22 protein-coding genes and 1 tRNA gene are annotated in these 20,148 nt (G+C 71.6%); 7 read left to right on the top strand and 16 right to left on the bottom strand.

Annotated elements, in window-relative coordinates; genetic code table 11:
* The first annotated feature begins 458 nt into the window (after window positions 1–458).
* Together ACIP93_RS04020 and ACIP93_RS04025 are read left to right on the top strand one after the other, a co-directional pair.
* Complete coding sequence (locus ACIP93_RS04020) at window positions 459–1,991, top strand: MFS transporter (RefSeq protein ID WP_345220694.1); 1,533 nt, start codon at window positions 459–461, stop codon at window positions 1,989–1,991.
* Between the two features lie 261 nt (window positions 1,992–2,252).
* A complete protein-coding gene (locus ACIP93_RS04025; protein ID WP_345220692.1) occupies window positions 2,253–3,077 on the top strand; it encodes a TetR/AcrR family transcriptional regulator C-terminal domain-containing protein in 825 nt (274 codons plus the stop codon).
* 142 nt (window positions 3,078–3,219) lie between these two features.
* On the opposite strand, the gene ACIP93_RS04030 is transcribed toward ACIP93_RS04025, so the two are convergent.
* Window positions 3,220–3,618, bottom strand: coding sequence for an STAS domain-containing protein (locus tag ACIP93_RS04030; protein WP_345220689.1), 399 nt, complete (start codon window positions 3,616–3,618; stop codon window positions 3,220–3,222).
* A 279-nt stretch (window positions 3,619–3,897) separates the two neighbouring features.
* Here ACIP93_RS04030 and ACIP93_RS04035 point away from each other — a divergent pair, with 279 nt between their 5' ends.
* Window positions 3,898–4,575: an ANTAR domain-containing protein gene (locus ACIP93_RS04035; RefSeq protein ID WP_401755371.1), complete on the top strand. Its 678-nt coding sequence runs from the start codon at window positions 3,898–3,900 to the stop codon at window positions 4,573–4,575.
* A gap of 55 nt (window positions 4,576–4,630) precedes the next feature.
* On the top strand, window positions 4,631–5,434 hold the full coding sequence (locus ACIP93_RS04040) for a GAF and ANTAR domain-containing protein (protein WP_345220685.1): 804 nt from the start codon (window positions 4,631–4,633) through the stop codon (window positions 5,432–5,434).
* A gap of 80 nt (window positions 5,435–5,514) precedes the next feature.
* On the opposite strand, the gene ACIP93_RS04045 is transcribed toward ACIP93_RS04040, so the two are convergent.
* The 3 genes from ACIP93_RS04045 to ACIP93_RS04055 all read right to left on the bottom strand — a co-directional run bounded on the left by ACIP93_RS04045 (window position 5,515) and on the right by ACIP93_RS04055 (window position 9,513).
* Entirely contained in the window at window positions 5,515–6,333 is an 819-nt protein-coding gene (locus ACIP93_RS04045; protein ID WP_401755374.1) for a YceI family protein, read from the bottom strand.
* Between the two features lie 138 nt (window positions 6,334–6,471).
* Entirely contained in the window at window positions 6,472–8,937 is a 2,466-nt protein-coding gene (locus ACIP93_RS04050; RefSeq protein WP_401755377.1) for an MFS transporter, read from the bottom strand.
* Between the two features lie 15 nt (window positions 8,938–8,952).
* Window positions 8,953–9,513, bottom strand: coding sequence for a MarR family transcriptional regulator (locus ACIP93_RS04055; protein ID WP_345220679.1), 561 nt, complete (start codon window positions 9,511–9,513; stop codon window positions 8,953–8,955).
* Between the two features lie 236 nt (window positions 9,514–9,749).
* Between ACIP93_RS04055 and ACIP93_RS04060 the strand changes: the two genes are divergently transcribed.
* Window positions 9,750–9,974: a hypothetical protein gene (locus ACIP93_RS04060; RefSeq protein ID WP_189822633.1), complete on the top strand. Its 225-nt coding sequence runs from the start codon at window positions 9,750–9,752 to the stop codon at window positions 9,972–9,974.
* Between the two features lie 22 nt (window positions 9,975–9,996).
* Here ACIP93_RS04060 and ACIP93_RS04065 read toward each other — a convergent pair whose 3' ends face one another.
* From ACIP93_RS04065 to ACIP93_RS04105, 9 genes are all read right to left on the bottom strand, one after another.
* Window positions 9,997–10,821, bottom strand: coding sequence for a hypothetical protein (locus tag ACIP93_RS04065; RefSeq protein ID WP_401755380.1), 825 nt, complete (start codon window positions 10,819–10,821; stop codon window positions 9,997–9,999).
* Window positions 10,822–10,905: 84 nt separating this feature from the next.
* Complete coding sequence (locus ACIP93_RS04070; RefSeq protein ID WP_345220675.1) at window positions 10,906–11,802, bottom strand: RNA polymerase sigma factor SigF; 897 nt, start codon at window positions 11,800–11,802, stop codon at window positions 10,906–10,908.
* 223 nt (window positions 11,803–12,025) lie between these two features.
* Window positions 12,026–13,015 carry a SigB/SigF/SigG family RNA polymerase sigma factor gene (locus ACIP93_RS04075; protein WP_345220673.1) on the bottom strand — a complete coding sequence of 330 codons (990 nt, stop codon included), beginning with the start codon at window positions 13,013–13,015 and terminating at the stop codon, window positions 12,026–12,028.
* A gap of 211 nt (window positions 13,016–13,226) precedes the next feature.
* On the bottom strand, window positions 13,227–13,520 hold the full coding sequence (locus ACIP93_RS04080; protein ID WP_189822637.1) for a Dabb family protein: 294 nt from the start codon (window positions 13,518–13,520) through the stop codon (window positions 13,227–13,229).
* Between the two features lie 58 nt (window positions 13,521–13,578).
* Window positions 13,579–13,740 carry a hypothetical protein gene (locus ACIP93_RS04085; RefSeq protein ID WP_189822638.1) on the bottom strand — a complete coding sequence of 54 codons (162 nt, stop codon included), beginning with the start codon at window positions 13,738–13,740 and terminating at the stop codon, window positions 13,579–13,581.
* Between the two features lie 508 nt (window positions 13,741–14,248).
* A tRNA-Ser gene (locus ACIP93_RS04090) sits at window positions 14,249–14,338 on the bottom strand.
* Between the two features lie 58 nt (window positions 14,339–14,396).
* Window positions 14,397–14,825 carry a tRNA adenosine(34) deaminase TadA gene (tadA, locus tag ACIP93_RS04095; protein WP_401755385.1) on the bottom strand — a complete coding sequence of 143 codons (429 nt, stop codon included), beginning with the start codon at window positions 14,823–14,825 and terminating at the stop codon, window positions 14,397–14,399.
* 53 nt (window positions 14,826–14,878) lie between these two features.
* The gene (locus ACIP93_RS04100; protein ID WP_345220664.1) at window positions 14,879–15,430 is read right to left on the bottom strand and encodes a hypothetical protein; all 552 of its coding nucleotides are present in this window, start codon (window positions 15,428–15,430) and stop codon (window positions 14,879–14,881) included.
* A gap of 167 nt (window positions 15,431–15,597) precedes the next feature.
* Window positions 15,598–15,810 carry a hypothetical protein gene (locus ACIP93_RS04105; RefSeq protein ID WP_345220662.1) on the bottom strand — a complete coding sequence of 71 codons (213 nt, stop codon included), beginning with the start codon at window positions 15,808–15,810 and terminating at the stop codon, window positions 15,598–15,600.
* 147 nt (window positions 15,811–15,957) lie between these two features.
* Here ACIP93_RS04105 and upp point away from each other — a divergent pair, with 147 nt between their 5' ends.
* Window positions 15,958–16,593: a uracil phosphoribosyltransferase gene (gene upp, locus ACIP93_RS04110; protein ID WP_345220661.1), complete on the top strand. Its 636-nt coding sequence runs from the start codon at window positions 15,958–15,960 to the stop codon at window positions 16,591–16,593.
* Window positions 16,594–16,615: 22 nt separating this feature from the next.
* Here the strand turns inward: upp and ACIP93_RS04115 are convergent, their stop codons facing one another.
* Both ACIP93_RS04115 and ACIP93_RS04120 read right to left on the bottom strand, forming a co-directional pair.
* On the bottom strand, window positions 16,616–17,257 hold the full coding sequence (locus tag ACIP93_RS04115; protein WP_345220660.1) for a LytR C-terminal domain-containing protein: 642 nt from the start codon (window positions 17,255–17,257) through the stop codon (window positions 16,616–16,618).
* 147 nt (window positions 17,258–17,404) lie between these two features.
* On the bottom strand, window positions 17,405–17,701 hold the full coding sequence (locus tag ACIP93_RS04120; protein WP_003955420.1) for a type II toxin-antitoxin system VapB family antitoxin: 297 nt from the start codon (window positions 17,699–17,701) through the stop codon (window positions 17,405–17,407).
* An 88-nt stretch (window positions 17,702–17,789) separates the two neighbouring features.
* Here ACIP93_RS04120 and ACIP93_RS04125 point away from each other — a divergent pair, with 88 nt between their 5' ends.
* The gene (locus ACIP93_RS04125; RefSeq protein WP_401755390.1) at window positions 17,790–19,409 is read left to right on the top strand and encodes a helicase HerA-like domain-containing protein; all 1,620 of its coding nucleotides are present in this window, start codon (window positions 17,790–17,792) and stop codon (window positions 19,407–19,409) included.
* Between the two features lie 104 nt (window positions 19,410–19,513).
* Here the strand turns inward: ACIP93_RS04125 and ACIP93_RS04130 are convergent, their stop codons facing one another.
* Window positions 19,514–20,011, bottom strand: coding sequence for a nucleoside deaminase (locus ACIP93_RS04130; RefSeq protein WP_345220659.1), 498 nt, complete (start codon window positions 20,009–20,011; stop codon window positions 19,514–19,516).
* Window positions 20,012–20,148: the final 137 nt, after the last annotated feature.

The following is a 20,148-nucleotide window of genomic DNA, read 5'->3' on the forward strand; positions in this document are numbered from 1 at the left end:
CGTTGCCGCGTGCCGAATGCCGCCGCCGCGTGTCACCGCCGCCGAACACCCCCGCCTGCTGGGCGTTCCGTGCGTCGAGCGCTGCCGCGTGAAGCGCGCCGCCGAGCACTGAGTGCCGCCCGAACGCTGAGCGTTGTCGCGTGCCGCGTGCCGCGTGCCGAACGCCCCCACCTGCTGGGCATTCCGCGCGTCGAGCGCTGCCGTGTACAAGCGCCGCCGAGCGCGGAATGCCGGCCCGCCGAGCGCCGAGCGCCGAGCGCCGAGCGTTGCCGCGTGCCGAGCGCCCCCGAGTGCTGTGCGCCGCCGCATCCAGGGCACCCCCGAGTGCTGCGTGCCGCCGCGTTCACAGCACCGCCGAGCGTCGTGCGCGCGGGGCCCGGGCATATTTCCTTTACGGTGTACAAGACCTTCCTATACGGTGTAGAGCGTCAGCCTGTACACCGTAGAGGAGCCCCGTCGTGGCAACGACGACCACCGACAGAAACCCGTCCGCCGTTCCGCCCGTCGCGTCGCCCCAGGGGCATCCCCAGCGCTGGCTGATCCTCGGCGTCATCTGTCTCGCGCAGCTCACCGTGCTGCTCGACAACACCGTCCTGAACGTCGCCATCCCCTCCCTCACCGCCGAGCTCCACGCCTCCAGCACCGACATCCAGTGGATGATCAACGCGTACGCGCTCGTCCAGTCCGGCCTGCTGCTCACCGCGGGCAGCTCGGCCGACCGCTACGGCCGCAAGAAGCTCCTGGCCGCCGGGCTCGCCCTGTTCGGGATCGGGTCGCTCGCGGCCGGACTCGCGCAGACCTCCGCACAGTTGATCGCCGCACGCGCCGGGATGGGCGTCGGCGGCGCGCTGCTGATGACCACCACCCTCGCCGTCGTCGTGCAGATCTTCGACGAGAAGGAGCGCGTCAAGGCGATCGGCCTGTGGTCCACCGTCGCCATGCTCGGCTTCGCCTCGGGGCCGCTGGTCGGCGGCATCATGCTCGAACACTTCTGGTGGGGCGCGATCTTCCTCATCAACATCCCGGTCGCGCTGCTCGCACTGGTCGCGGTCCTCGCACTCGTACCGGAGTCCAAGAATCCGGCCGGTGACCGGCCCGACCTGCTCGGCGCTCTGCTCTCCACCGTCGGCATGACGGCGATCGTGTACGTGATCATCACCGGGCCCGAGCACGGCTGGTCCTCCGGGCCGGTACTGGGCGCGGCGGCCGCCGGGCTCGTTTCGCTGGCCGCGTTCGTGTGGTGGGAGCTGCGGATTCCGTATCCGATGCTCGACATGCACTTCTTCCGCAACCAGCGCTTCGTCGGCGCGGTCGCGGGCTCGATCCTGGTCGCGTTCGGCATGACGGGGTCGCTGTTCCTGCTCACCCAGCACCTCCAGTTCGTGCTCGGGTACGCGCCGTTGGAGGCGGGGCTGCGGACCGTGCCGCTGGCCGCCACCGTCGTCGTACTGAATCTGGCGGGCGTCGGTGCGCGGGTGCTGGCCAGGCTCGGCACCCCGAGCACCGTCGTGCTCGGCATGGGCTGCGTCGCGGCGGGGCTCGCGGCGATCGCCGTTCTCGGCGGAGCGGACAGCCACGGCTACGGCGGCATGGTCGTCGGGCTCGTGGTCATGGGCGTCGGCGTCGCGCTGGCCGCGCCCGCCATGGCGAACGCCCTGATGAGCGCCATTCCGCCGGAGAAGGCCGGGGTCGGGGCCGGAATCAACGGCACCCTCGCCGAGTTCGGCAACGGGCTCGGGGTGGCGGTCCTCGGCGCGGTCCTCAACTCCCGGTTCGCCGCCCTGTTCACGGGTGCGGCAGGGGCGGTCTCGCTGCCCGTGGCGCTGGCGGCGGCCCGTGACGAGGGGGAGCGGGAGCGCGTCCGGGACGCGTTCGCCTCCGGGCTGGAGACCAGCCAACTGGTGGGGGCGGCGGCCGTGCTCGCGGGCGGACTCCTGGCGGCGGTGCTGCTCAGGAGGGCGGAGGCCACCGCTCGCAAGGCCGGGGTGTGAGGGGCGACGGGATCCGCTGCTCGTAAGCCTGCACGGGGGGCGGCACTCCGCGGGCTGTCCGTACGGCCGGACGTTCCTCACGGCCGAGGCCGCCCCGCAACCCCGTGACCCCGTGACCCCATGGCCGGGCCCCCGCAACCCCGTGGGCCCGAGCCGCCGCCCCCGCCGCCCCGTACCCCCGCGGGCCGATACTGAATAGCATCGCCCCGGACGGAACCGGAACGCCACGGTCCGCCCCAGCAGAACCAAGGAGTGTGGCCCATGGTGCCCGCGGACGACCGCGTCAAGAAGCCCGGAATGCGCAGCGTGTGGCTGGACGCCAAGGTGCCGCGCGGCAGCGGGGGCGGTGCGCGCAAGGGGGATCCGGACTCCGGTCTGGACCGGGAGAAGATCACCGCCGCGACCGTCGCCCTGCTCGACGCGGAGGGCCTCGCGAAGTTCTCCATGCGCCGCCTCGCCGCCGAGCTGGGCGTCACCGCGATGTCCGTCTACTGGTACGTCGCCAACAAGGACGACCTCCTGGAGCTGGCCCTCGACCGGGTGGCCGGCGAACTCTCCCCGCCCGACCCCGACGACGACACCGACTGGCGCGTCCAGCTCCGCCGGCTCGCCCAGAGCTACCGGGAGATGCTGGTCAGCCACCCCTGGACGACCGGCCTGCTCAGCCGCTTCCTCAACATCGGCCCGCACATGATGGCGTTCTCGCATGCCTCGATCGAGGTCATGCGCAAGGGCGGCGTCCCGGTGGAGCGGCAGGGCGGGGCGATCTCCGCCGTCTTCCAGTTCGTGTACGGATTCGCCAACAGCGAGGCCCAGTTCCGCGGGCTCGCCGCCGACGCGGGGCTCAGCGTGGACGAGCTGTTCCGGGAGTCGATGGGGCTGATCGCCGGGGAGATCGAGGAGACGGAGCTGTTCCGCGCCTCCTCGGAGATCATGGCGGCGCGGGGCGGTGGCACGGTCGAGGAGATGTACCAGCGGGACTTCACGTACTCACTGGACGTGCTGATCGCGGGCATCGAGGCCACGCGCGGCGGACCGGCCGGAGCCGCTGAGGCTCCTGAGGTTCCTGGGGCTCCCGGAGCCTGAGGGCCCGCCGCTCCAGCAGCGGCCTCGCCCGGACAGGCGGTCCGGCCCCGGGAAGCAGCCCTGCCCGGAAGCGCCCCCGTCCCGAGGAGCGGCGCCCCGCGAAGCCGCCCGAACCCCCGCCGCGCGGCACCCCCGCGACGCCTCAGTCCCAGTCCCAGAGCTCCTCCTCGCCCGCCACCGCGTCCGCCGCCGACCCGTACACCGGCACGTCCCGTCGTACGCCCGTCAGCGTCACCACCCGGCGCACCACCCCCTCCTCCGCCACCGCGAGCCGCAGCGCGATGCCCGCCCCTGCCGCGTACTCCCGCGTGGCGGAGATCAGGCGGGCGCCGCGGCTGTCGGTGAAGGACGTCCCGGTGAAGTCCAGAACCAGGACGTCCGTCAGGTCGCGCCGCGAGTCCACGGCATCGCACACGGCTCCGTACAGCTCCTCGCAGTTCGCGATGTCCATCTCGGGGGGCATGACGAGCAGCGTGCACCGCGGGTGGTGCGGGGAGCCGGAAAGATCGCTGAGGGTGAGGCGGAAGGGCACAGTGGTCACCTGTCCGATGACGCCTTGTCGATGCGTCGTGATCGGGGGGCCGCTTCCTGACCGGGACTCTCATTGGACCACGCGGGCCGCGGCCGGTCGAGGAAACGCGGGCGATCCCCGCAGAAGCTTCGCACCGGGGTCCGCGTCTGGCTGATCGTCGCCTGCTTGCTTCGCCGCAGGACAGAAGCGGATAGAGTCTGTTCGTCCTTTGCTCGCAGTCGGGAATGTGCTGCGGAGCTCTCCCGGGCACGGCCGTATCCAGCGCCGTGCACGCCGAAGAGGTTCGTGGTGACTGCGTCCGACATTCCCGAAATTCCACATGCCCAGGTCGATTTCGACCTGCTTCCCGCCGGGCTCCCCGATGCCGGCCTGGCGGAGGCCCTGGCCGCCGCCGCGGTGGAACTGCACGAGGCCGACGGCCGCGAGCAGACCGCCCGCACGGCCGTCCGGCTCGCCCGCGACCTGGTCCCGGGCACCGACCACGCCGGGCTCTTCGTCGTCGAACGCTCCGGCCGCGTCCGTGCGCTCGCCACCACCGACGACGTACCCGCGACCGAACTGCCGGCGCCGGGCGAGGAGTTGTGGCTGTCGCCGCTGTCCGTCGTCGACGACGGGGACGCGGGCTGCGCGCTCTTCCTGCGGCTGCGCGGGCACCAGAGCCGGTTCAGCGTGCTGACTCTGTACGCGAAGCGGCCGGGCGGGTTCGCCGACCCGGCCGTCGTGCGCGTGGGGCGGCTGCTGTCCGCGTACGTCGGGATCGCCCTGGAGACCGTCGACGTCACCGAGCAGCTCACCGAGGCCATGCACACCCGGGACGTCATCGGGCAGGCCACCGGGCTGCTGATGGGGCGCCTCGGCATCGACGCCGCGCAGGCCTTCGACCGCCTGGTCAGCGCCTCGCAGCAGAACAACGTGAAGCTGCGGGACATCGCGTCACGCATTGTCGATGCATCTGCCACGGAGTGACGACAGTGGGTGACGGCACAGCGTTTCCGGCGTGAAAGAGGGCACCTGCGGAGGTATGACCGACACGACTGACGCCATCACGGACTCGGGAGGACCGGGTCGGCTCCACGACTTCGACCTCGCGTCGTTGCACGATGCGCTCACCGACTGGAGGGGGCTGGACCGCTTCCTCCAGGAGCTGACCGAGCAGGCCGTCCGGGCCGTGGCCGACGCCGACTCGTGCAGCGTCACCATGCGCAGGAACGGGCGGCTGATGACCACCGCCAGCAGCGACGCCGCGGCGTTCACGCTCGACGCGATGCAGTACGAGGTGGATGCCGGACCGTGCGTGTGCAGCCTGCGGGACGGCGTCGAGAAGTACGTCGCCGACACGCTGGACGAGCAGCGCTGGGGCCCCTACCCCGGGCTGGCCGCCGGGCAGGGCGTCCGGTCGGTGTTCGCGGCGCCGCTGTCGGTGCAGGGGCGGCCGGCGTCGACGGTGCCGGACGCGGAGTCGCGGGCGCACACGGTGGGGGCGCTGAACCTGTACGCGCGGACTCCGGGGGCCTTCCGGGGCGAGAAGGAGGTCGTACGGCGCTTCGCGGAGCAGGCGGCGGGGGCGGTCGCGGTCGCGGAACGGATCGAGAGAGAGACGGAGGCGGCGCGCGATCTGCGGGCGGCGATGGAGTCGCGCTTCGTGATCGACCAGGCGATCGGGATCGTCATGGCGCGGCAGCGGTGCCCCGCGGAGGTGGCTCTCGGTGTGCTGCGGCGGGCCTCGCAGGGGCGGAACATCAAGCTCCGCGAGCTCTGCTACGAACTCGTCCTGCAGACCGGCGGACGGCCGCCGGAGCCGGGGCGCTTCACCCAGCGGGACTGAGCACCGCGGGTGCGACGGCCGGGACCGGACACCCCCGGCCCCGGCCCCGGCTCCGGCCCCATCGGCAGGGCCCGTCGGGATCACGCCACCGGCAGCGCGGCGCCCTGCACGGACTGGATGTCCAGCTCGACGCGGAGGGTGGCGCCGATGGCGGAGATGCCCGCCTGCACCACCTGGTTGTAGTTCATCGCGAAGTCGTCGCGGCGCAGGTCCGCCGTCGCGTGGAAGGCCGCGCGCACCCCGCCCCACGGGTCCGGGCCCGTACCCAGGTACGAGAGGTCCAGGTCGACGGGGCGGACCACCCCGTGCAGGGCGAGTTCGCCGCGTACCGTCCAGCGGTCCGGGCCGGCCGGGACCAGCCCCGTGCTGCGGTAGGTGATGGAGGGGAAGGACGCGACGTCCAGGAAGTCGGGGGACTTCAGGTGGCCGTCCCGCATCCCGTTGCCGGTGTCGATGGAGGACGCGGAGATGACCGCCTCCACGCGCGACTGCTCGATGTCCTCGGCGATCTCGATCCGGCCGGAGAAGTCGGTGAAGCGGCCCCGCACGCTGGAGATGCCCAGGTGCTGGGCGACCGCGCCCACGGAGGAGTGGACCGGGTCGATGGTCCAGGTGCCCGGGGGCGGCAGTTCCACCCCGCCCTGACGCGTCAGGACCACGTTGCCCGCGTCGATCCGGCCCGCCGCGGTCACCAGAGCCGTCGAGGCCACCGGCGCGTAGCCGACGGCCGTCACGATGACCGTGTACGGGCCCGGGGTCAGCGCGGACGCGTCCGTGACGACGCCGTCCGCGTCGGCCGCCGCCCGCAGCACCTGCGTGCCGGTCATGTCGGTGACGGTCACCACCGCGTGCTGCACGGCCCAGCCGTCCCGGGTCCGTACCTGTGCGTGAAGTCCCATGCCTACCTGCCTTGCCGTGTCCGAAGCCCAAGGAAAAGAAAAGAGGGGGGCGGCAGGCCGTCCCCTGCCCGCCGCCCCCGTCCCACCGGCCCCGGGGCGCGCCTCCGCTCGACGCGCGCCCCGGGCCGGAGGTCTGAACTACTCGCCCGGGTGGGCGAGTTCGATGTCGTGCGCGTCCACGCCGCGCCCCGCCACCGTCAGGTTGCCCGCGACCGGCGGGTAGCCCGTCGCGATGACCGTGTACTCGCCCGCGTCCAGGTCGGTGAAGGCGTACGCGCCGTCCTCACCGGTGGTGGAGGTGGCGACCACGTTGCCCGCCGCGTCCACGAGCGTGACGCGGGCGTCGGGAAGCGGGCGCCGGGCGGAGCCCGCCCGGACCGTGCCCTGGACCAGCGCGCCGGCCTGGAGGACGGCCTCGATGCGGGTGATGCCGGTGCCGCCGATCTCGACCGGCAGCGCCGTCGGACGGAAGCCCGCCGCGTTGACGGCGACCGTGACCGTGCCGGGGACCAGCTCGGCGAAGGCGAACTCGCCGCTCTCGCTGGACGTGCCCGTGGCCAGGACGTCGCCGCGGACGTCGGTCACGATGACCATCGCCGCCGGGACGCCGGACCCGTCGGCCGCGCTGCGGACCGCACCGCTGAGGCCGCTGGTGCCGGAGAGCAGGATGTCGTACGCGATCGGCTCGTCCCCGACGGCGACCGTCGAGGCCTGCGGCTGGAAGCCGTCGGCGGAGGCGATCAGGACGTAGGAGCCGGCGGCCGGGGCGTCCAGGGCGTACCGCCCGTCCGGCCGGGCGACGGAGCGGCCGAGCTGCCGTCCGGCGAGGGAGATGAGGGTGACCGCCGCGCCGCGTACCGAAGCGCCTTCGGCGGTACGGACCGTGCCGTGCAGGGTCCGCCCGGTGGGCGGCAGTTGCTGCGTCGCCTGAGCCTCCTCCGCGTGGGCCGTGGCCTCCACGACCGGGGTCTCGGCGGTGGCGGCGGTGGCCGGGGTCTCCGTGACGGCGGCGGCCGGGTTGTCCGCGTCGTTGGCGGACTTCAGGGCGACCTCCTTGACGAAGACGACCAGCAGCAGGGCGACCAGGGCGAACGGGGCCGCGTAGAGGAAGACGTCCGCGACGCCGTCGCCGTACGCGCTCTCCATCACCGTGCGGATCGGCGCGGGCAGGGCGTCCATGTCGGGGATGCCGTCACCGGTGCCGCCGGCCGGGAGCTTGATGTTCCGGGCGGCCAGGCCGTCCGTGACGTAGTGCGTGATGCGGGTGGAGAGCACCGCGCCGAGCGCGGAGACGCCGACCGCGCCGCCGAGGGTCCGGGTGAAGGCGACCAGCGAGCTGGCCGCGCCGAGCTCCTGCGGCTTGACCTGGTTCTGCGTGGCGAGGACCAGGTTCTGCATCATCATGCCCAGGCCCAGGCCCAGGATCGCCATCCAGAGGGCGACCTGCCAGTACTCGGTGTCGTACGCGATGGTCGCGAGCAGACCGAGTCCGGCGGTCAGGCCGACGCCACCGGCGACCAGGAAGGCCTTCCAGCGGCCGGTCTTGGTGATGATCGCGCCGGAGACCGTGGAGGACAGGAACAGGCCCGCGATCATCGGGATGGTCATGACGCCGGACATCGTCGGCGACTTGTCCCGGGCGAGCTGGAAGTACTGCGAGAGGAAGACCGTCGAACCGAACATCGCGACGCCGACGAACAGGCTCGCCGCCGAGGTCAGCGCGATGGTGCGGTTGCGGAAGAAGCGCAGCGGGATGAGGGGCTCGGCGACCTTGGACTCGATGATCACGAAGATGACGCCGAGGACGACCGAACCGCCGACCATCGTGTACGTCTGCCACGAGTTCCAGTCGTAGTTCTTGCCCGCGAGGGTCACCCAGATCATCAGGAGCGACGCCGAGGCGGCCAGGAAGAACGCGCCGAACCAGTCGATCCGCACCTTGCGCTTGTTGACCGGCAGGTGCAGCGTCTTCTGGAGGATGACCAGCGCGATCGCCGCGAACGGCACGCCGACGTAGAAGCACCAGCGCCAGCCGAGCCACGAGGTGTCGGTGATGACACCGCCGAGCAGCGGGCCGCCGACGGTGGCCACCGCGAAGGTGGCGCCGATGTAACCGGAGTACCGGCCGCGCTCGCGCGGCGGGATCATCGCGGCGATGACGATCTGGGAGAGGGCCACCAGGCCGCCGGTGCCGATGCCCTGGAGCACCCGGAAGCCGATCAGCATGCCGGTGTTCTGGGAGAGACCGGCCAGCGCCGAGGCCAGCACGAAGATGATCAGGGATATCTGGACCAGCAGCTTCTTGCTGAACAGGTCCGCCATCTTGCCCCAGATCGGGGTGCTGACGGCCATGGACAGCATGGCGGCGGTGACGACCCAGGTGTAGGCGCTCTGGGTGCCGTCGAGGTCGCGGATGATCTCGGGGAGGGCGTTCGACACGATCGTCGACGACAGCATCGCGACGAACATGCCGAGCAGCAGGCCCGCGAGGGCCTCCATGATCTGGCGGTGCGTCATCGGAGCGGCGCTGTCGGAGGCAGGAGCCGGGGAGGCTCCGTGCTTGGCGTGGCCGCCCCGCACACCGGTGGGTGTGGTCGTAGCCAATGGAATCCTTTTCCTTTACGCGGGTGTTGCGGGTATCGCGGAAGTCGTGAGCGCCCCGGCGGCGGGCCGCGGGGCGACGAGTGCCCCGCCGCCCGGTGCGGGGGCGGTGAGCGCGGCGGCGCAGTCCAGCGGCGCGGGCGGCCAGGAACGGCAGTCGCCGAAGCTGTCGCGCAGCCGGGCGAGCATCGCGTTGAGCTGTCCGACCTCGTCGTCGGACCAGTCGCCCAGGGTGTGGGCGAGGGTTTCGGTGGTGCGCCGGGACAGCTCGCGCAGGACGGACTCGCCGTCCGGGGTCAGGCGGAGGATGCGGGAGCGCTTGTCGCCCGGGTCGGGAGAGCGCTCGATCCAGCCGCGTTCGGCGACGTGGGCGACATGGCGGCTGGTCACCGACAGGTCGATCGCCATCAGCTCGGCGAGCCGGCTGAGCCGCATCTCGCCGTGCCGGTCGAGGAGGGTGAGCACGGCGGCGGAGCCGGGCGGGCACTCGGGCGGCAGGATGCGTCCGAGACCCCGCTTCACCGCGCCGATGGCACTGAGCTGGCGGGCCAGCTCCTCGTACTGGATCTTGGCGGCCATGGCACCTCCCTGCAAGCCTTCGGGTCCGTCGTGTCACTCATCTTGTTGCTTAGGGCAACGATAGGATTAGTTGGTTGCTTCAGGCAAGTTAAATTCGGGCCTCTCGGGCAAAGGAATCCAAAAGGCTGCGTGATCGGCCGGTCAAGGGCCCCTGGAGGCGGTGTGAAGCCGCAGGTCTGCGCGGAGAGGGGCCCTGGGGTGTCGCTCGGACCCCTCCTTTCGCTAGGGTCTCGCGCATGGCACACAATCCCCACGCCCCTCAGGGCCAAGGTCCCGAGGGCAACTACGACCCGGCGGGCAGCACTCAGATGTTCCGCGCGTTCGTGGACGAGGAGCCCGCGCAGCAGCAGCGGCGCTCGCAGCCGGCGGCACAGTCGTCGGGCCCCAAGACGGGCCTGATCATCGGCATCGTCGCCGTCGTGGTGATCCTGGCCGCGGTGGCCTGGCTCGCGCTCGGCTGATCCTCTTACGTTCCGCCCTCCGTCACGTCCCCTGCTGCCAGGCGGCGGAGACCTTCCGCGTCTCCACGCGCATGCCCAGCGGCACCCGCCAGGCGTCCACGCACACGGTGTACGTCACGTTCCTGGCCTCTCCCGGGCCGATCCGGCCGGGGAGAGGCTGGGTGGACGTCCGCGCCCCCCAGTCGACGCCGAGCGCCCCGATGATGTGCGTCCGGAACGTCACGCCGCCCGAGCGCACCGCTGTTCCGCCCGTGTTGTGCAGCCGCACCGTCACCTTCTCGCACCAGCGCCGGTCCGTCTTCGCCCGCACGGGCGCGCCGACGGACAGCGCGGCGGGGCTCGCGGGCGGTTCGGCGGAGGCCAGCGGCCCGGACGGGGGCGGGCCGGACGGGGGCGGGCCGGACGGGGCGGGCGGCTTCGGGCTGCCGGTGTCGGTTTCGCTGCCGGGGCCGGGCGGGGCGGTGGGCCTGCCGCCGGGGGTCTGCGGGGTGCCGGCGGGGGCGTCCGAGCCCGTGGCGCCGGACGAGCCCGGCGACGTACCCGAAGTACCGGATGTACCCGAAGCACCGGACGTGCCGCTCGGGCCAGTCGTACCGGGGGTTCCCGGCGTGCCCGGGGTGCCGGACCGGCTGCCCGGCCCGCCGCCGGAGTCGGGCGCGTCCAGCGGGAACAGTTCGACGGAGCTCTCGGGCGGCACCGGGCGCGTCGGGGCGTCCCCGGAGCCCGTTCCGGCCGCGCCCACCGCCACGAAGCCCTTGTCGCCCCCGCCGTCGCCGCCGACGGCCAGCAGGCCGCCCAGGCACAGCGCGAGAGCGCCGGCCCCCACTGCCACATGCTGACGTCGCATCGCGACAGTGTCACTGACGGTGCGTCAAATGACCAGCCCCGCCGACGGCTTCGCGCGGACGGGGCGGGCGGGTGAGGCGGGGCCTCAGTCGGCGATCAGGCCCTCGCGCAGTTGCGAGAGCGTGCGGGTGAGCAGCCGGGAGACGTGCATCTGGGAGATGCCGACCTCCTCGCCGATCTGCGACTGGGTCATGTTCGCGAAGAAGCGCAGCATGATGATCTGCCGTTCGCGCGGCGGGAGTTTGGCCAGCAGCGGCTTCAGCGACTCGCGGTACTCGACGCCCTCCAGGGCCGTGTCCTCGTAGCCCAGGCGGTCCGCGAGCGAGCCCTCGCCGCCGTCGTCCTCGGGGGAGGGCGAGTCGAGGGAGGAGGCCGTGTACGCGTTGCCGACCGCGAGGCCGTCGACCACGTCGTCCTCGGACACGCCCAGTACGGCGGCGAGTTCGGGCACGGTGGGCGAGCGGTCCAGCTTCTGCGCCAGCTCGTCGGAGGCCTTGGTGAGGGCGAGGCGCAGCTCCTGGAGGCGGCGCGGAACGCGCACCGACCACGAGGTGTCGCGGAAGAAGCGCTTGATCTCGCCGACCACGGTCGGCATCGCGAACGTCGGGAACTCCACGCCGCGTTGGCAGTCGAAGCGGTCGATCGCCTTGATCAGGCCGATGGTGCCGACCTGGACGATGTCCTCCATCGGCTCGTTGCGCGAGCGGAAGCGGGCCGCCGCGTACCGCACGAGCGGGAGGTTGAGCTCGATCAGGGTGTCGCGGACGTACGTGCGTTCCGGGCTGTCCTTGTCGAGGACGGCGAGCCGCAGGAACAGGGAGCGGGACAGCGTGCGGGTGTCGAGTGCCTCCGGCTGGGAGACGATCGGCGGCGCCTGCGCGGGCCCGGGCTGGGCCGGGATCGCGGTCATCGCCGGAGCGCGGTCGAGCATGTCGGGCGCATCCTTGATGAGCACCTTCGAACTGCCCTGTTCTACGGACATGCCACCCCCTCTTAGGGTCGCGGACGGTAGCGGCAGACGCTTCCCGTCGAAGGAAGCAGCCTCCACCTGAATACCGGCGGCGGAGCTGCGGCAAACGCGGTTCCAGCAGAATGTCACATGTCGGCAACACGCTGTAGCGCCAAGTCGACAAATACAGGCAGGAAAGAGGGGGTGTGCGGCTTTTCTTCCCCCCGCAGCTTCCCTCGCGTTGTACCCGCGAGGATTACGCCTCGATCCTATTTGCGGACCTCAGGCGCGCGAAGCTGCGGGCGAGCAAACGGGACACGTGCATCTGGGAAACGCCGAGCTCGGCGCTGATCTGGGACTGGGTCAGGTTGCTGTAGTAGCGCAGGACCAGGATCCGCTGCTCGCGTTCCGGGAGCTGCACCAGCAGGTGGCGGACCAGGTCGCGGTGCTCGACCCCGGCCAGCGCCGGGTCCTCGTAACCGAGTCTGTCGATGAGTCCGGGCAGTCCGTCGCCCTCCTGGGCGGCCTCCAGCGAGGTGGCGTGATAGCTGCGGCCGGCCTCGATGCAGGCCAGCACCTCCTCCTCGCCGATCCGCAGCCGTTCGGCGATCTCGGCGGTGGTGGGGGAGCGGCCGTGCAGCGTGGTGAGGTCCTCGGTGGCGCCGTTGACCTGCACCCACAGCTCGTGCAGCCGCCGGGGGACGTGCACGGTGCGGACGTTGTCGCGGAAGTAGCGCTTGATCTCGCCGACCACGGTGGGCATCGCGAAGGTGGGGAACTGGACGCCCCGGTCCGGGTCGAAGCGGTCGATCGCGTTGATCAGGCCGATGGTGCCGACCTGGACGACGTCCTCCATCGGCTCGTTGCGGCTGCGGAAGCGCGCGGCGGCGTACCGGACGAGGGGGAGGTTCGCCTCGATCAGCGCGGCCCGCACCCGGGAGTGCTCCCCGGAGCCGGGGGTGAGGCCCTTGAGCTGGCCGAACAGCACCTGGGTGAGGGCGCGGGTGTCCGCGCCCCGGGTGCGCGGCGCGGGCGTTCCCGGCTCCCGGTCGGCGGTCTCGACGAGGGGCGTCTCGCCGGGGGTCTCGGCTCCGCGCGGCTCAGGTGTACCGGGTGACTCGTCTGCGCCGTGCGACTCGTGTGCGCCGTGCAGCTCATGTGTGCCGTGCGGCTTCTGCGGGCCGTGTGGCTCGTGGGGTCCGTGGGACTGATGGGGCGGTGCTTGCGGAGCAGTACTGGCCGGCACAGTCAACGCCACCCCTTTTTCAGTCGTTGAGCGAACACTTCGTCGCACTCATCCGTCAAAAGCGGTCATAGCATCACAAGACATGTGCACTGTGTGCAAGCACCTGATAACCCCGTGTTGGTGGCAAGTTGGGGCATAAATATGCAAAAACCCCGCACCGGGAGGGTGCGGGGTCGTGCTGCGGAAGCCCTGGGAGCGGTGGCCGCCCGGCCTAGAAGGGGTAGTCCGCGATGACCCAGGTGGCGAACTCGCGCCACTGTGCGACGGCCGCCTGATGGGCCGGGTGCTCGGCGTACGCCTTTAGCGCATCGGCGTCCGCCACGGCCGAGTTGATGGCGAAGTCGTAGGCGATCGGGCGGTCCGAGACGTTCCAGGCGGACTCCCAGAACTCCAGCTCGGGGATGAGGCCGGGCAGCTCGGCGAAGGCCTTCGCGCCGGCCTGCACGCGCTCCTCGTCGCGGGAGACGCCCTCGTTGAGCTTGAAGAGGACCAGATGGCGGATCACGGGGCACTCCTTGGGGAAGAGGAGCGGCCGTCGGAGGGACGCGGCGGACGCGTCCGGGCTACTTCACGAGGTTGGTCATGAACGAGCCGATTCCCTTGGCCGCGTCGGACAGGCCCTGGAAGCCTAGTCCGACCATGTTGGCGGCCTTCTCCGGGGAGGTGATGATCGTATACAGCACGAAAACGACCAGGATGTAGAGAATGGCCTTCTTGATGTCCATGCCCAGACCCTCCCCTGTGGTCCGCCGAGCGGTCGCGAGAGTCTAACCGCAGGACCGCACAACTCAAGCGGGCGCGTGCGATCACCCTGCGGGCACCGCCGGAATCTCCCGCTCCGTCCCACCCGCCCTTTAAGGACCAAGGGCCCGCCCCCGGAGGTCCTTCGGCGGGGATGCCGGGCTTGCGGGGGGAGCAGGATTGTCCTTGAGCCCGGAGGGATCTGGCAGGAGTCCACCGGGTGAGGAACGTGACCCTACTGCGGGGTCCGCGCCGCGCACTCCCCTGACTGCGGCCCGGACTTGGAGGTCCGTTCTCATCGGGGGAAGCGGCTTGTCCCCCCGATGCCGCTTCCCCCGGCCTGAACCCCTCCCGCGAGCGGCGGCCCCCACGGACCAGCAGCAGCCCCGGCCTTCCCCAGGCCGGGGCTGCTGCTGCGTGGCCGCCGGTCACGGCGACCGCGTGCGGACATGAGGAGAGCCCCTCCGGAATCCCGGAGGGGCTCTCTTCTGATGGCGGTAGCGGTGGGATTTGAACCCACGGATAGCTTGCACCATCACACGCTTTCGAGGCGTGCTCCTTAGGCCACTCGGACACGCTACCGAGACAGAGTCTAGTACACGCCGGGCAGTGCTCCGAAACCGATGACCGCCGGTCCGCGCTACCGCTCGCGGAAGAAGGCGGTCAACTGCCGCGCGCACTCCTCCTCGCGCACACCCGCGACGACCTCGGGCCGGTGGTTGAGCCGCCGGTCCCGCAGCAGGTCCCAGAGCGAGCCCGCGGCCCCGGCCTTCTCGTCGCGCGCGCCGTAGACGACCCGCTCCAGGCGGGACTGCTGGATCGCGCCCGCGCACATCGTGCACGGCTCCAGGGTGACCACCAGCGTGCACCCGGTCAGCCGCCACTCCCCGAGCTTCTCCGCGCCCCGCCGGACCGCCAGCACCTCGGCGTGCGCGGTCGGGTCGCCGTGCAGTTCGCGCTCGTTGTGCCCGGTGGCGAGCACCTCCCCGGCCGGGGACAGCAGGACGGCGCCGACCGGCACGTCGCCGGACCGCGCCGCCGCTGCCGCCTCGGACAGGGCGAGCGTCATGGCCGTACGCCAGGGATCTCGTACGGGATCGGACAGGGGGGACTCCTCGGGCACTAGCGCACGGCCTCCAGGATCTCCGCGGCGCCCAGCGCCTCGGCGATCGTGGACAGCGCGTCGCTGTCGAGGGCGAGCAGCTCCTTCTCCGACAGACCCAGGTCGGCCAGGATCAGCCGGTCCCCGGCCGGGCCCGCGACGGCGGGCCCGCTCTGGGCGGGCACGAGCGCGACGGCGTCGGTGGACTCTGCCTCGTCCACGGTCTCCGTCTCGCTCTCCCCGTCCTCGGTGCCGTCGAGGTCCAGTGCTTCCAGGTCGACGACGACGTCGTCGTCGGAGCCGAGCAGCTCGTCGGTGAGGATCTCTCCGTACGAGGAACGGGCGGCCGCGGCTGCGTCGGAGACGTAGATCCGCGGGTCCTCCAGTTCCTCCACGCGGACGACGCCGAACCAGGCGTCCTCCTGCTCGATGAAGACGAGCACCATGTCGTCGTCCACCGAGCCCTCGCGGGCAAGTTCGACGAGGTCCGTGAGGGACTCCACGTCGTCGAGCTCCGTGTCGCTCGCTTCCCATCCGTCTTCGGTGCGCGCGAGCAGTGCGGCGAAGTACACCGTGACTCTCCCACTGGTCAGAGGTGACGATTCAGCGGTGCTCAGAAGGCCCCGCCCAATCGGAATCGTGACAGAAACCAGTCGCGAGCGGGATGTCTTCCGCTCTTGCGTCGTGCATCAGTCAGGTGGGCGGCCTGTCCGCGGGGCGCTCCGGACCGGTCGTACGACTACCAGCGGAAGGTCCGCATCCGCATCTGCTGGCGCATTCTCGCCGCCCGCGCCCGTCGCGGCTGGACCCGGTCGCGCAGCTCCTTGGCCTCGTTGAGTTCGCGGAGGAACTGGGCGCGTCGCCGCCTCCTGGCCGCGTCGGACTCCTGCGCCCGCTGCTCCTCGGTGAGCTGCTCGGCGTGGAGAGTGTCCTGTTCTGGCTGCTGCGTCATGGGCCCGCACCGTCCTGATGAGGCGTCTTTCGGTACGTCTTCACCTTCCCTCAGGTTCCGGGGATGATGCGAGCCGGAACGCGACGGGACGTCTGTCCGGGCGTGCGCGGGGAGCAGGGGCCCGGCACGCCCGGTTACTGTGGAAACATGCGGATACACGTCGTCGACCACCCGCTGGTGGCGCACAAACTCACCACGCTGCGCGACAAGCGCACCGATTCCCCCACCTTCCGGCGCCTCGCCGACGAGCTGGTCACCCTGCTCGCGTACGAGGCCACCCGGGACGTGCGCACCGAACAGGTCGACATCGAGACCCCGGTCACCACGACCACGGGCGTCAAGCTCTCGCACCCGCGCCCCCTGGTCGTCCCGATCCTGCGGGCCGGTCTGGGCATGCTCGACGGCATGGTCCGGCTGCTGCCGACCGCCGAAGTGGGCTTCCTCGGCATGATCCGCAACGAGGAGACCCTCCAGGCGGAGACGTACGCCACCCGGATGCCCGAGGACCTCTCCGGCCGGCAGGTCTACGTCCTGGACCCGATGCTGGCGACCGGCGGCACGCTGGTGGCGGCCATTCAGGAACTCATCAAGCGCGGCGCCGACGACGTCACCGCGGTCGTGCTGCTGGCCGCGCCGGAGGGCGTGGAGGTCATGGAGCGCGAGCTGGCGGGCACGCCGGTCACGGTGGTGACGGCCTCGGTGGACGAGCGGCTCAACGAGAACGGCTACATCGTGCCGGGCCTGGGCGACGCGGGCGACCGCATGTACGGCACCGCGGAGTAGTCCTCCGCCACGACAGGAACGTTCAGCACTTCTCGCCGGAGGGCGCGGGGGCGGGCTTGGCCAGGGCGGCCAGGGCCGCGTCCGCGTCCTTCTGGGTGTCCAGGGCCTTGAAGGCGTTGCCGATGATGAAGTCGACCTCCTGGGCGCCCCGGGCGTCGGCCTTCTTCTCGGCGCCCCTGAGCTGGGTGCCGAGAACCGGGAGCTGTGCCTGGAGGGACTTGGGCGCGCCGACGAGCAGGGCGGCGGCCGGCACCTTCTTGTCGTACTCCTTGGGCGCGTTCTCCGTCTTCACCACGGTGAAGCCGCGCTTCTTCAGCTCCTCGCCGACCTGCTTGGCGAGGCCGGGGCGCACGGTCGCGTTGTAGACGTTGACCTTGACCTCGGCGGGCTTCGGCAGCTTCGCCGCGTCCTTGGCGGGAACGGCCGCGCCGGTCGTCGCCGGTGTGCAGCCGGGCTTCTTGCCGCCCGCCACGGCCTTCTTCTCACCACCGGTGAAGACGTCGACGAGCTGCATCGTTCCCCATCCGGCCAGGCCGAGCGCGACGACGGCCGCGACGGCCAGGGCGATGATCCGGCGGCGGCGGTGGGGACGGCGCATCCGGGGATAGGCGTTACCCGTGATGCGGTACTTTCCGCCCATGCCGGGGGGAGTCAGCATGCTCATGGGCGCAGCGTAGTGCCGTCCGGAGTGAATGCGTACTAAATGATCAACGAATGGGTCAATGACCGACCCAAAAGGGCCAATGGGACACCCGAGTGCCGTGGCGGGTGCCGGAAGGGCCGGGGGGCCGCCCGGGAAGTCTCTTGTGGGTCAGCCCAGTTCGAGGACGCGGGCGTGCAGCACCTGGCGCTGCTGGAGCGCGGCGCGGACCGCGCGGTGCAGTCCGTCCTCCAGGTACAGGTCGCCCTGCCACTTCACGACGTGCGCGAAGAGGTCGCCGTAGAAGGTGGAGTCCTCGGCGAGGAGGGTCTCCAGGTCCAGCTGGCCCTTGGTGGTGACGAGCTGATCGAGGCGGACCGGGCGCGGCGCGACGTCCGCCCACTGCCGGGTGCTTTCCCGGCCGTGGTCGGGGTACGGCCGGCCGTTTCCGATGCGCTTGAAGATCACACGGAAAGCCTACCGGGGAAGGTGCTCCGGGCGCAGCCATGAGGGAGGGGTGCAAAGGTCGTATTCAGCGCCAGAACGGGAGCAAACGATGAGCGGAAGTACCCCCTCCGGTGACATGAGCGATGCTCCGGGCCCCTCACCGGCCCCTTCTCCGGTTGCTTCCCCTGCTTCCCCGGCCGCGTCCCCGGCTCCCTCCCTGGACGCCGAGGCCGCGGCGATCGTGGCCGGGTACGCCTTCACGGGCCCCGCGCTGGACCTCGGCGCGCTGCTCTGGAACGGGGCCTGCCTCCCCGGGGCGCAGATCCGCGTCCCCCTCGCCGTGCTCAACCGGCACGGTCTGGTGGCGGGCGCGACCGGCACCGGGAAGACCAAGACCCTCCAGCTCGTCGCCGAACAGCTCTCCGCGCAGGGCGTCCCGGTGTTCCTGGCCGACGTCAAGGGCGACGTGTCGGGCATCGGTGCGCCGGGCGCGGAGAGCGAGAAGGTGCGGGAGCGGGCGGCGGCGGTCGGCCAGGAGTGGTCCGCCACCGGGTACCCGTGTGAGTACTACGCGCTGGGCGGCATCGGCCCGGGCATCCCGCTGCGGGCGACGGTGACGAGTTTCGGCCCGGTGCTGCTCGCCAAGGTGCTGGGGCTCAACCGGACCCAGGAGCAGTCGCTCGGCCTGATCTTCCACTACGCGGACGCGAAGGGGCTCGAACTCGTCGACCTGAAGGACCTGCGGGCGGTCGTCGCGTTCCTGACCTCGGACGTGGGCAAGCCGGAGCTGAAGGGCATCGGGGGCCTGTCGACGGTGACGGCCGGTGTCATCCTGCGCGCCCTCACCGTCTTCGAGCAGGAGGGGGCGGGCGCGTTCTTCGGGGAGCCGGAGTTCGACACCGTCGAGCTGCTCCGCCGGGCGGCGGACGGGCGGGGGCTGGTCTCGGTGCTGGAGCTGGCGGCGGTGCAGCGCAGTCCGCAGCTCTTCTCGACGTTCCTGATGTGGCTGCTGGCGGACCTCTTCCACGACCTGCCGGAGGTCGGGGACCTGGACCGGCCGAAGCTGGTCTTCTTCTTCGACGAGGCGCACCTGCTGTTCAGCGGGGCCTCGAAGGCCTTCCTGGAAGCCGTCACCCAGACCGTGCGGCTGATCCGCTCCAAGGGGGTCGGCGTCTTCTTCGTGACGCAGACCCCGAAGGACGTCCCGGCAGACGTCCTGGCCCAGCTCGGCAACCGGGTCCAGCACGCGCTGCGGGCCTTCACGCCGGACGACGCGAAGGCCCTGCGGGCCGCGGTGCGGACCTTCCCGACCTCCCCCTACGACCTGGAGGAGGTCCTGACCGGCCTCGGTACGGGCGAGGCGGTGATCACCGTGCTGAGCGATAAGGGCGCGCCGACTCCGGTGGCGGCGACGCGGCTGAGGGCGCCGGAGTCGCTGATGGGCCCGGTGGGGGACGAGGCGCTGGACCGGGCGGTGCGGGCGTCGCCGCTGTACGGGCGGTACGCGGAGGCGGTCGACCGGGAGTCGGCGTACGAGAAGCTCCAGGCTTCGCAGGTCCAGGCCGCGCAGGCCCCGGCGCCCGCTCCGGCCGGGGAGCGGGACGACCCTTCGCTGATCGAGCAGGTGATGGAGAGCGGGATGTTCAAGTCGCTGGCCCGGTCGATCGGGACGCAGTTGGGGAGGGAGATCAGCAGGTCGGTCTTCGGGACGTCGCGCCGGCGGCGGTGAGGGGGAGGCTTCGTCACGTCGCCCGTCGCCCGTCGCCCGCCGTCCGTCGCCTACCGCCTGCCGCCCGTCGCCCGTTGCCTGCCCGGCGGCCCGGGGGCGGTGGATCAGGCGCGAGGGGTGCCCGGGACCCGGCGTCGGCCGCCGTTGCGGGACTGCCAGTCGCGGTAGACGTCCACCGCCGCCTCGCGCGCGTCGTGCCGCATCGGCAGCCGCCGGTCCTGCCACGGCTTCGCGAACTCCTCGTAGAAGGTGCCGAGCTCGAAGTACTTGCGGTCGTCGACGTAGTGCGGCTCGTACTCCTCGCGCGTGGTGAGGAAGACGACCTCGGCCGGTGAGCAGTAGTAGAGCGAGCCGAGGCACATCGGGCACGGGTGCGCCAGAACGTAGATCGTGCAGTCCGTCAGGTGCTCCGTGCCGAGCTCGGTGCACGCGTCACGGATCGCGAGGATCTCGGCGTGGGCCGTCGGGTCCCCGCTCTGGGCGACCTGGTTGCCGCTCTCGGCGACGATCTCGCCGTTGCGGACGATGACGGTGGCGAAGGGGCGACCGCCCTCCGCCACGTTGGCGCGGGCGAGGTCGATGGTGCGCTGGGCGAAGTCCATGGGGCTTCCTTTCCGGGGCGTTGCTGCGGAGGCGGTTCCGGGGCGGGGGCGGTTGACCGGAAACCTCCCCCCCCCCGGGGGGGACTCGTAGGGGGTGGTGGGGGGGGAATTGGCGGCCAGCGTGTTTTAGGGCCCCC

Origin of the sequence: Streptomyces sp. NPDC088745, from assembly GCF_044751045.1 — a bacterium.
GTDB classification, from domain to species: domain Bacteria; phylum Actinomycetota; class Actinomycetes; order Streptomycetales; family Streptomycetaceae; genus Streptomyces; species Streptomyces cremeus.

Coding starts and splice junctions, on each gene's coding strand:
- ACIP93_RS04055 (WP_345220679.1), bottom strand. CDS start 9,513: ATGGCCGCCAAGATCCAGTACGAGGAGCTGGCCCGCCAGCTCAGTGCC.
- ACIP93_RS04060 (WP_189822633.1), top strand. CDS start 9,750: ATGGCACACAATCCCCACGCCCCTCAGGGCCAAGGTCCCGAGGGCAAC.
- ACIP93_RS04125 (WP_401755390.1), top strand. CDS start 17,790: ATGAGCGGAAGTACCCCCTCCGGTGACATGAGCGATGCTCCGGGCCCC.
- ACIP93_RS04130 (WP_345220659.1), bottom strand. CDS start 20,011: ATGGACTTCGCCCAGCGCACCATCGACCTCGCCCGCGCCAACGTGGCG.
- ACIP93_RS04070 (WP_345220675.1), bottom strand. CDS start 11,802: ATGTCCGTAGAACAGGGCAGTTCGAAGGTGCTCATCAAGGATGCGCCC.
- ACIP93_RS04045 (WP_401755374.1), bottom strand. CDS start 6,333: ATGGGACTTCACGCACAGGTACGGACCCGGGACGGCTGGGCCGTGCAG.
- ACIP93_RS04115 (WP_345220660.1), bottom strand. CDS start 17,257: ATGAGCATGCTGACTCCCCCCGGCATGGGCGGAAAGTACCGCATCACG.
- ACIP93_RS04025 (WP_345220692.1), top strand. CDS start 2,253: ATGGTGCCCGCGGACGACCGCGTCAAGAAGCCCGGAATGCGCAGCGTG.
- ACIP93_RS04105 (WP_345220662.1), bottom strand. CDS start 15,810: ATGACGCAGCAGCCAGAACAGGACACTCTCCACGCCGAGCAGCTCACC.
- ACIP93_RS04065 (WP_401755380.1), bottom strand. CDS start 10,821: ATGCGACGTCAGCATGTGGCAGTGGGGGCCGGCGCTCTCGCGCTGTGC.
- ACIP93_RS04085 (WP_189822638.1), bottom strand. CDS start 13,740: ATGGACATCAAGAAGGCCATTCTCTACATCCTGGTCGTTTTCGTGCTG.
- tadA (WP_401755385.1), bottom strand. CDS start 14,825: ATGACGCTCGCCCTGTCCGAGGCGGCAGCGGCGGCGCGGTCCGGCGAC.
- ACIP93_RS04040 (WP_345220685.1), top strand. CDS start 4,631: ATGACCGACACGACTGACGCCATCACGGACTCGGGAGGACCGGGTCGG.
- upp (WP_345220661.1), top strand. CDS start 15,958: ATGCGGATACACGTCGTCGACCACCCGCTGGTGGCGCACAAACTCACC.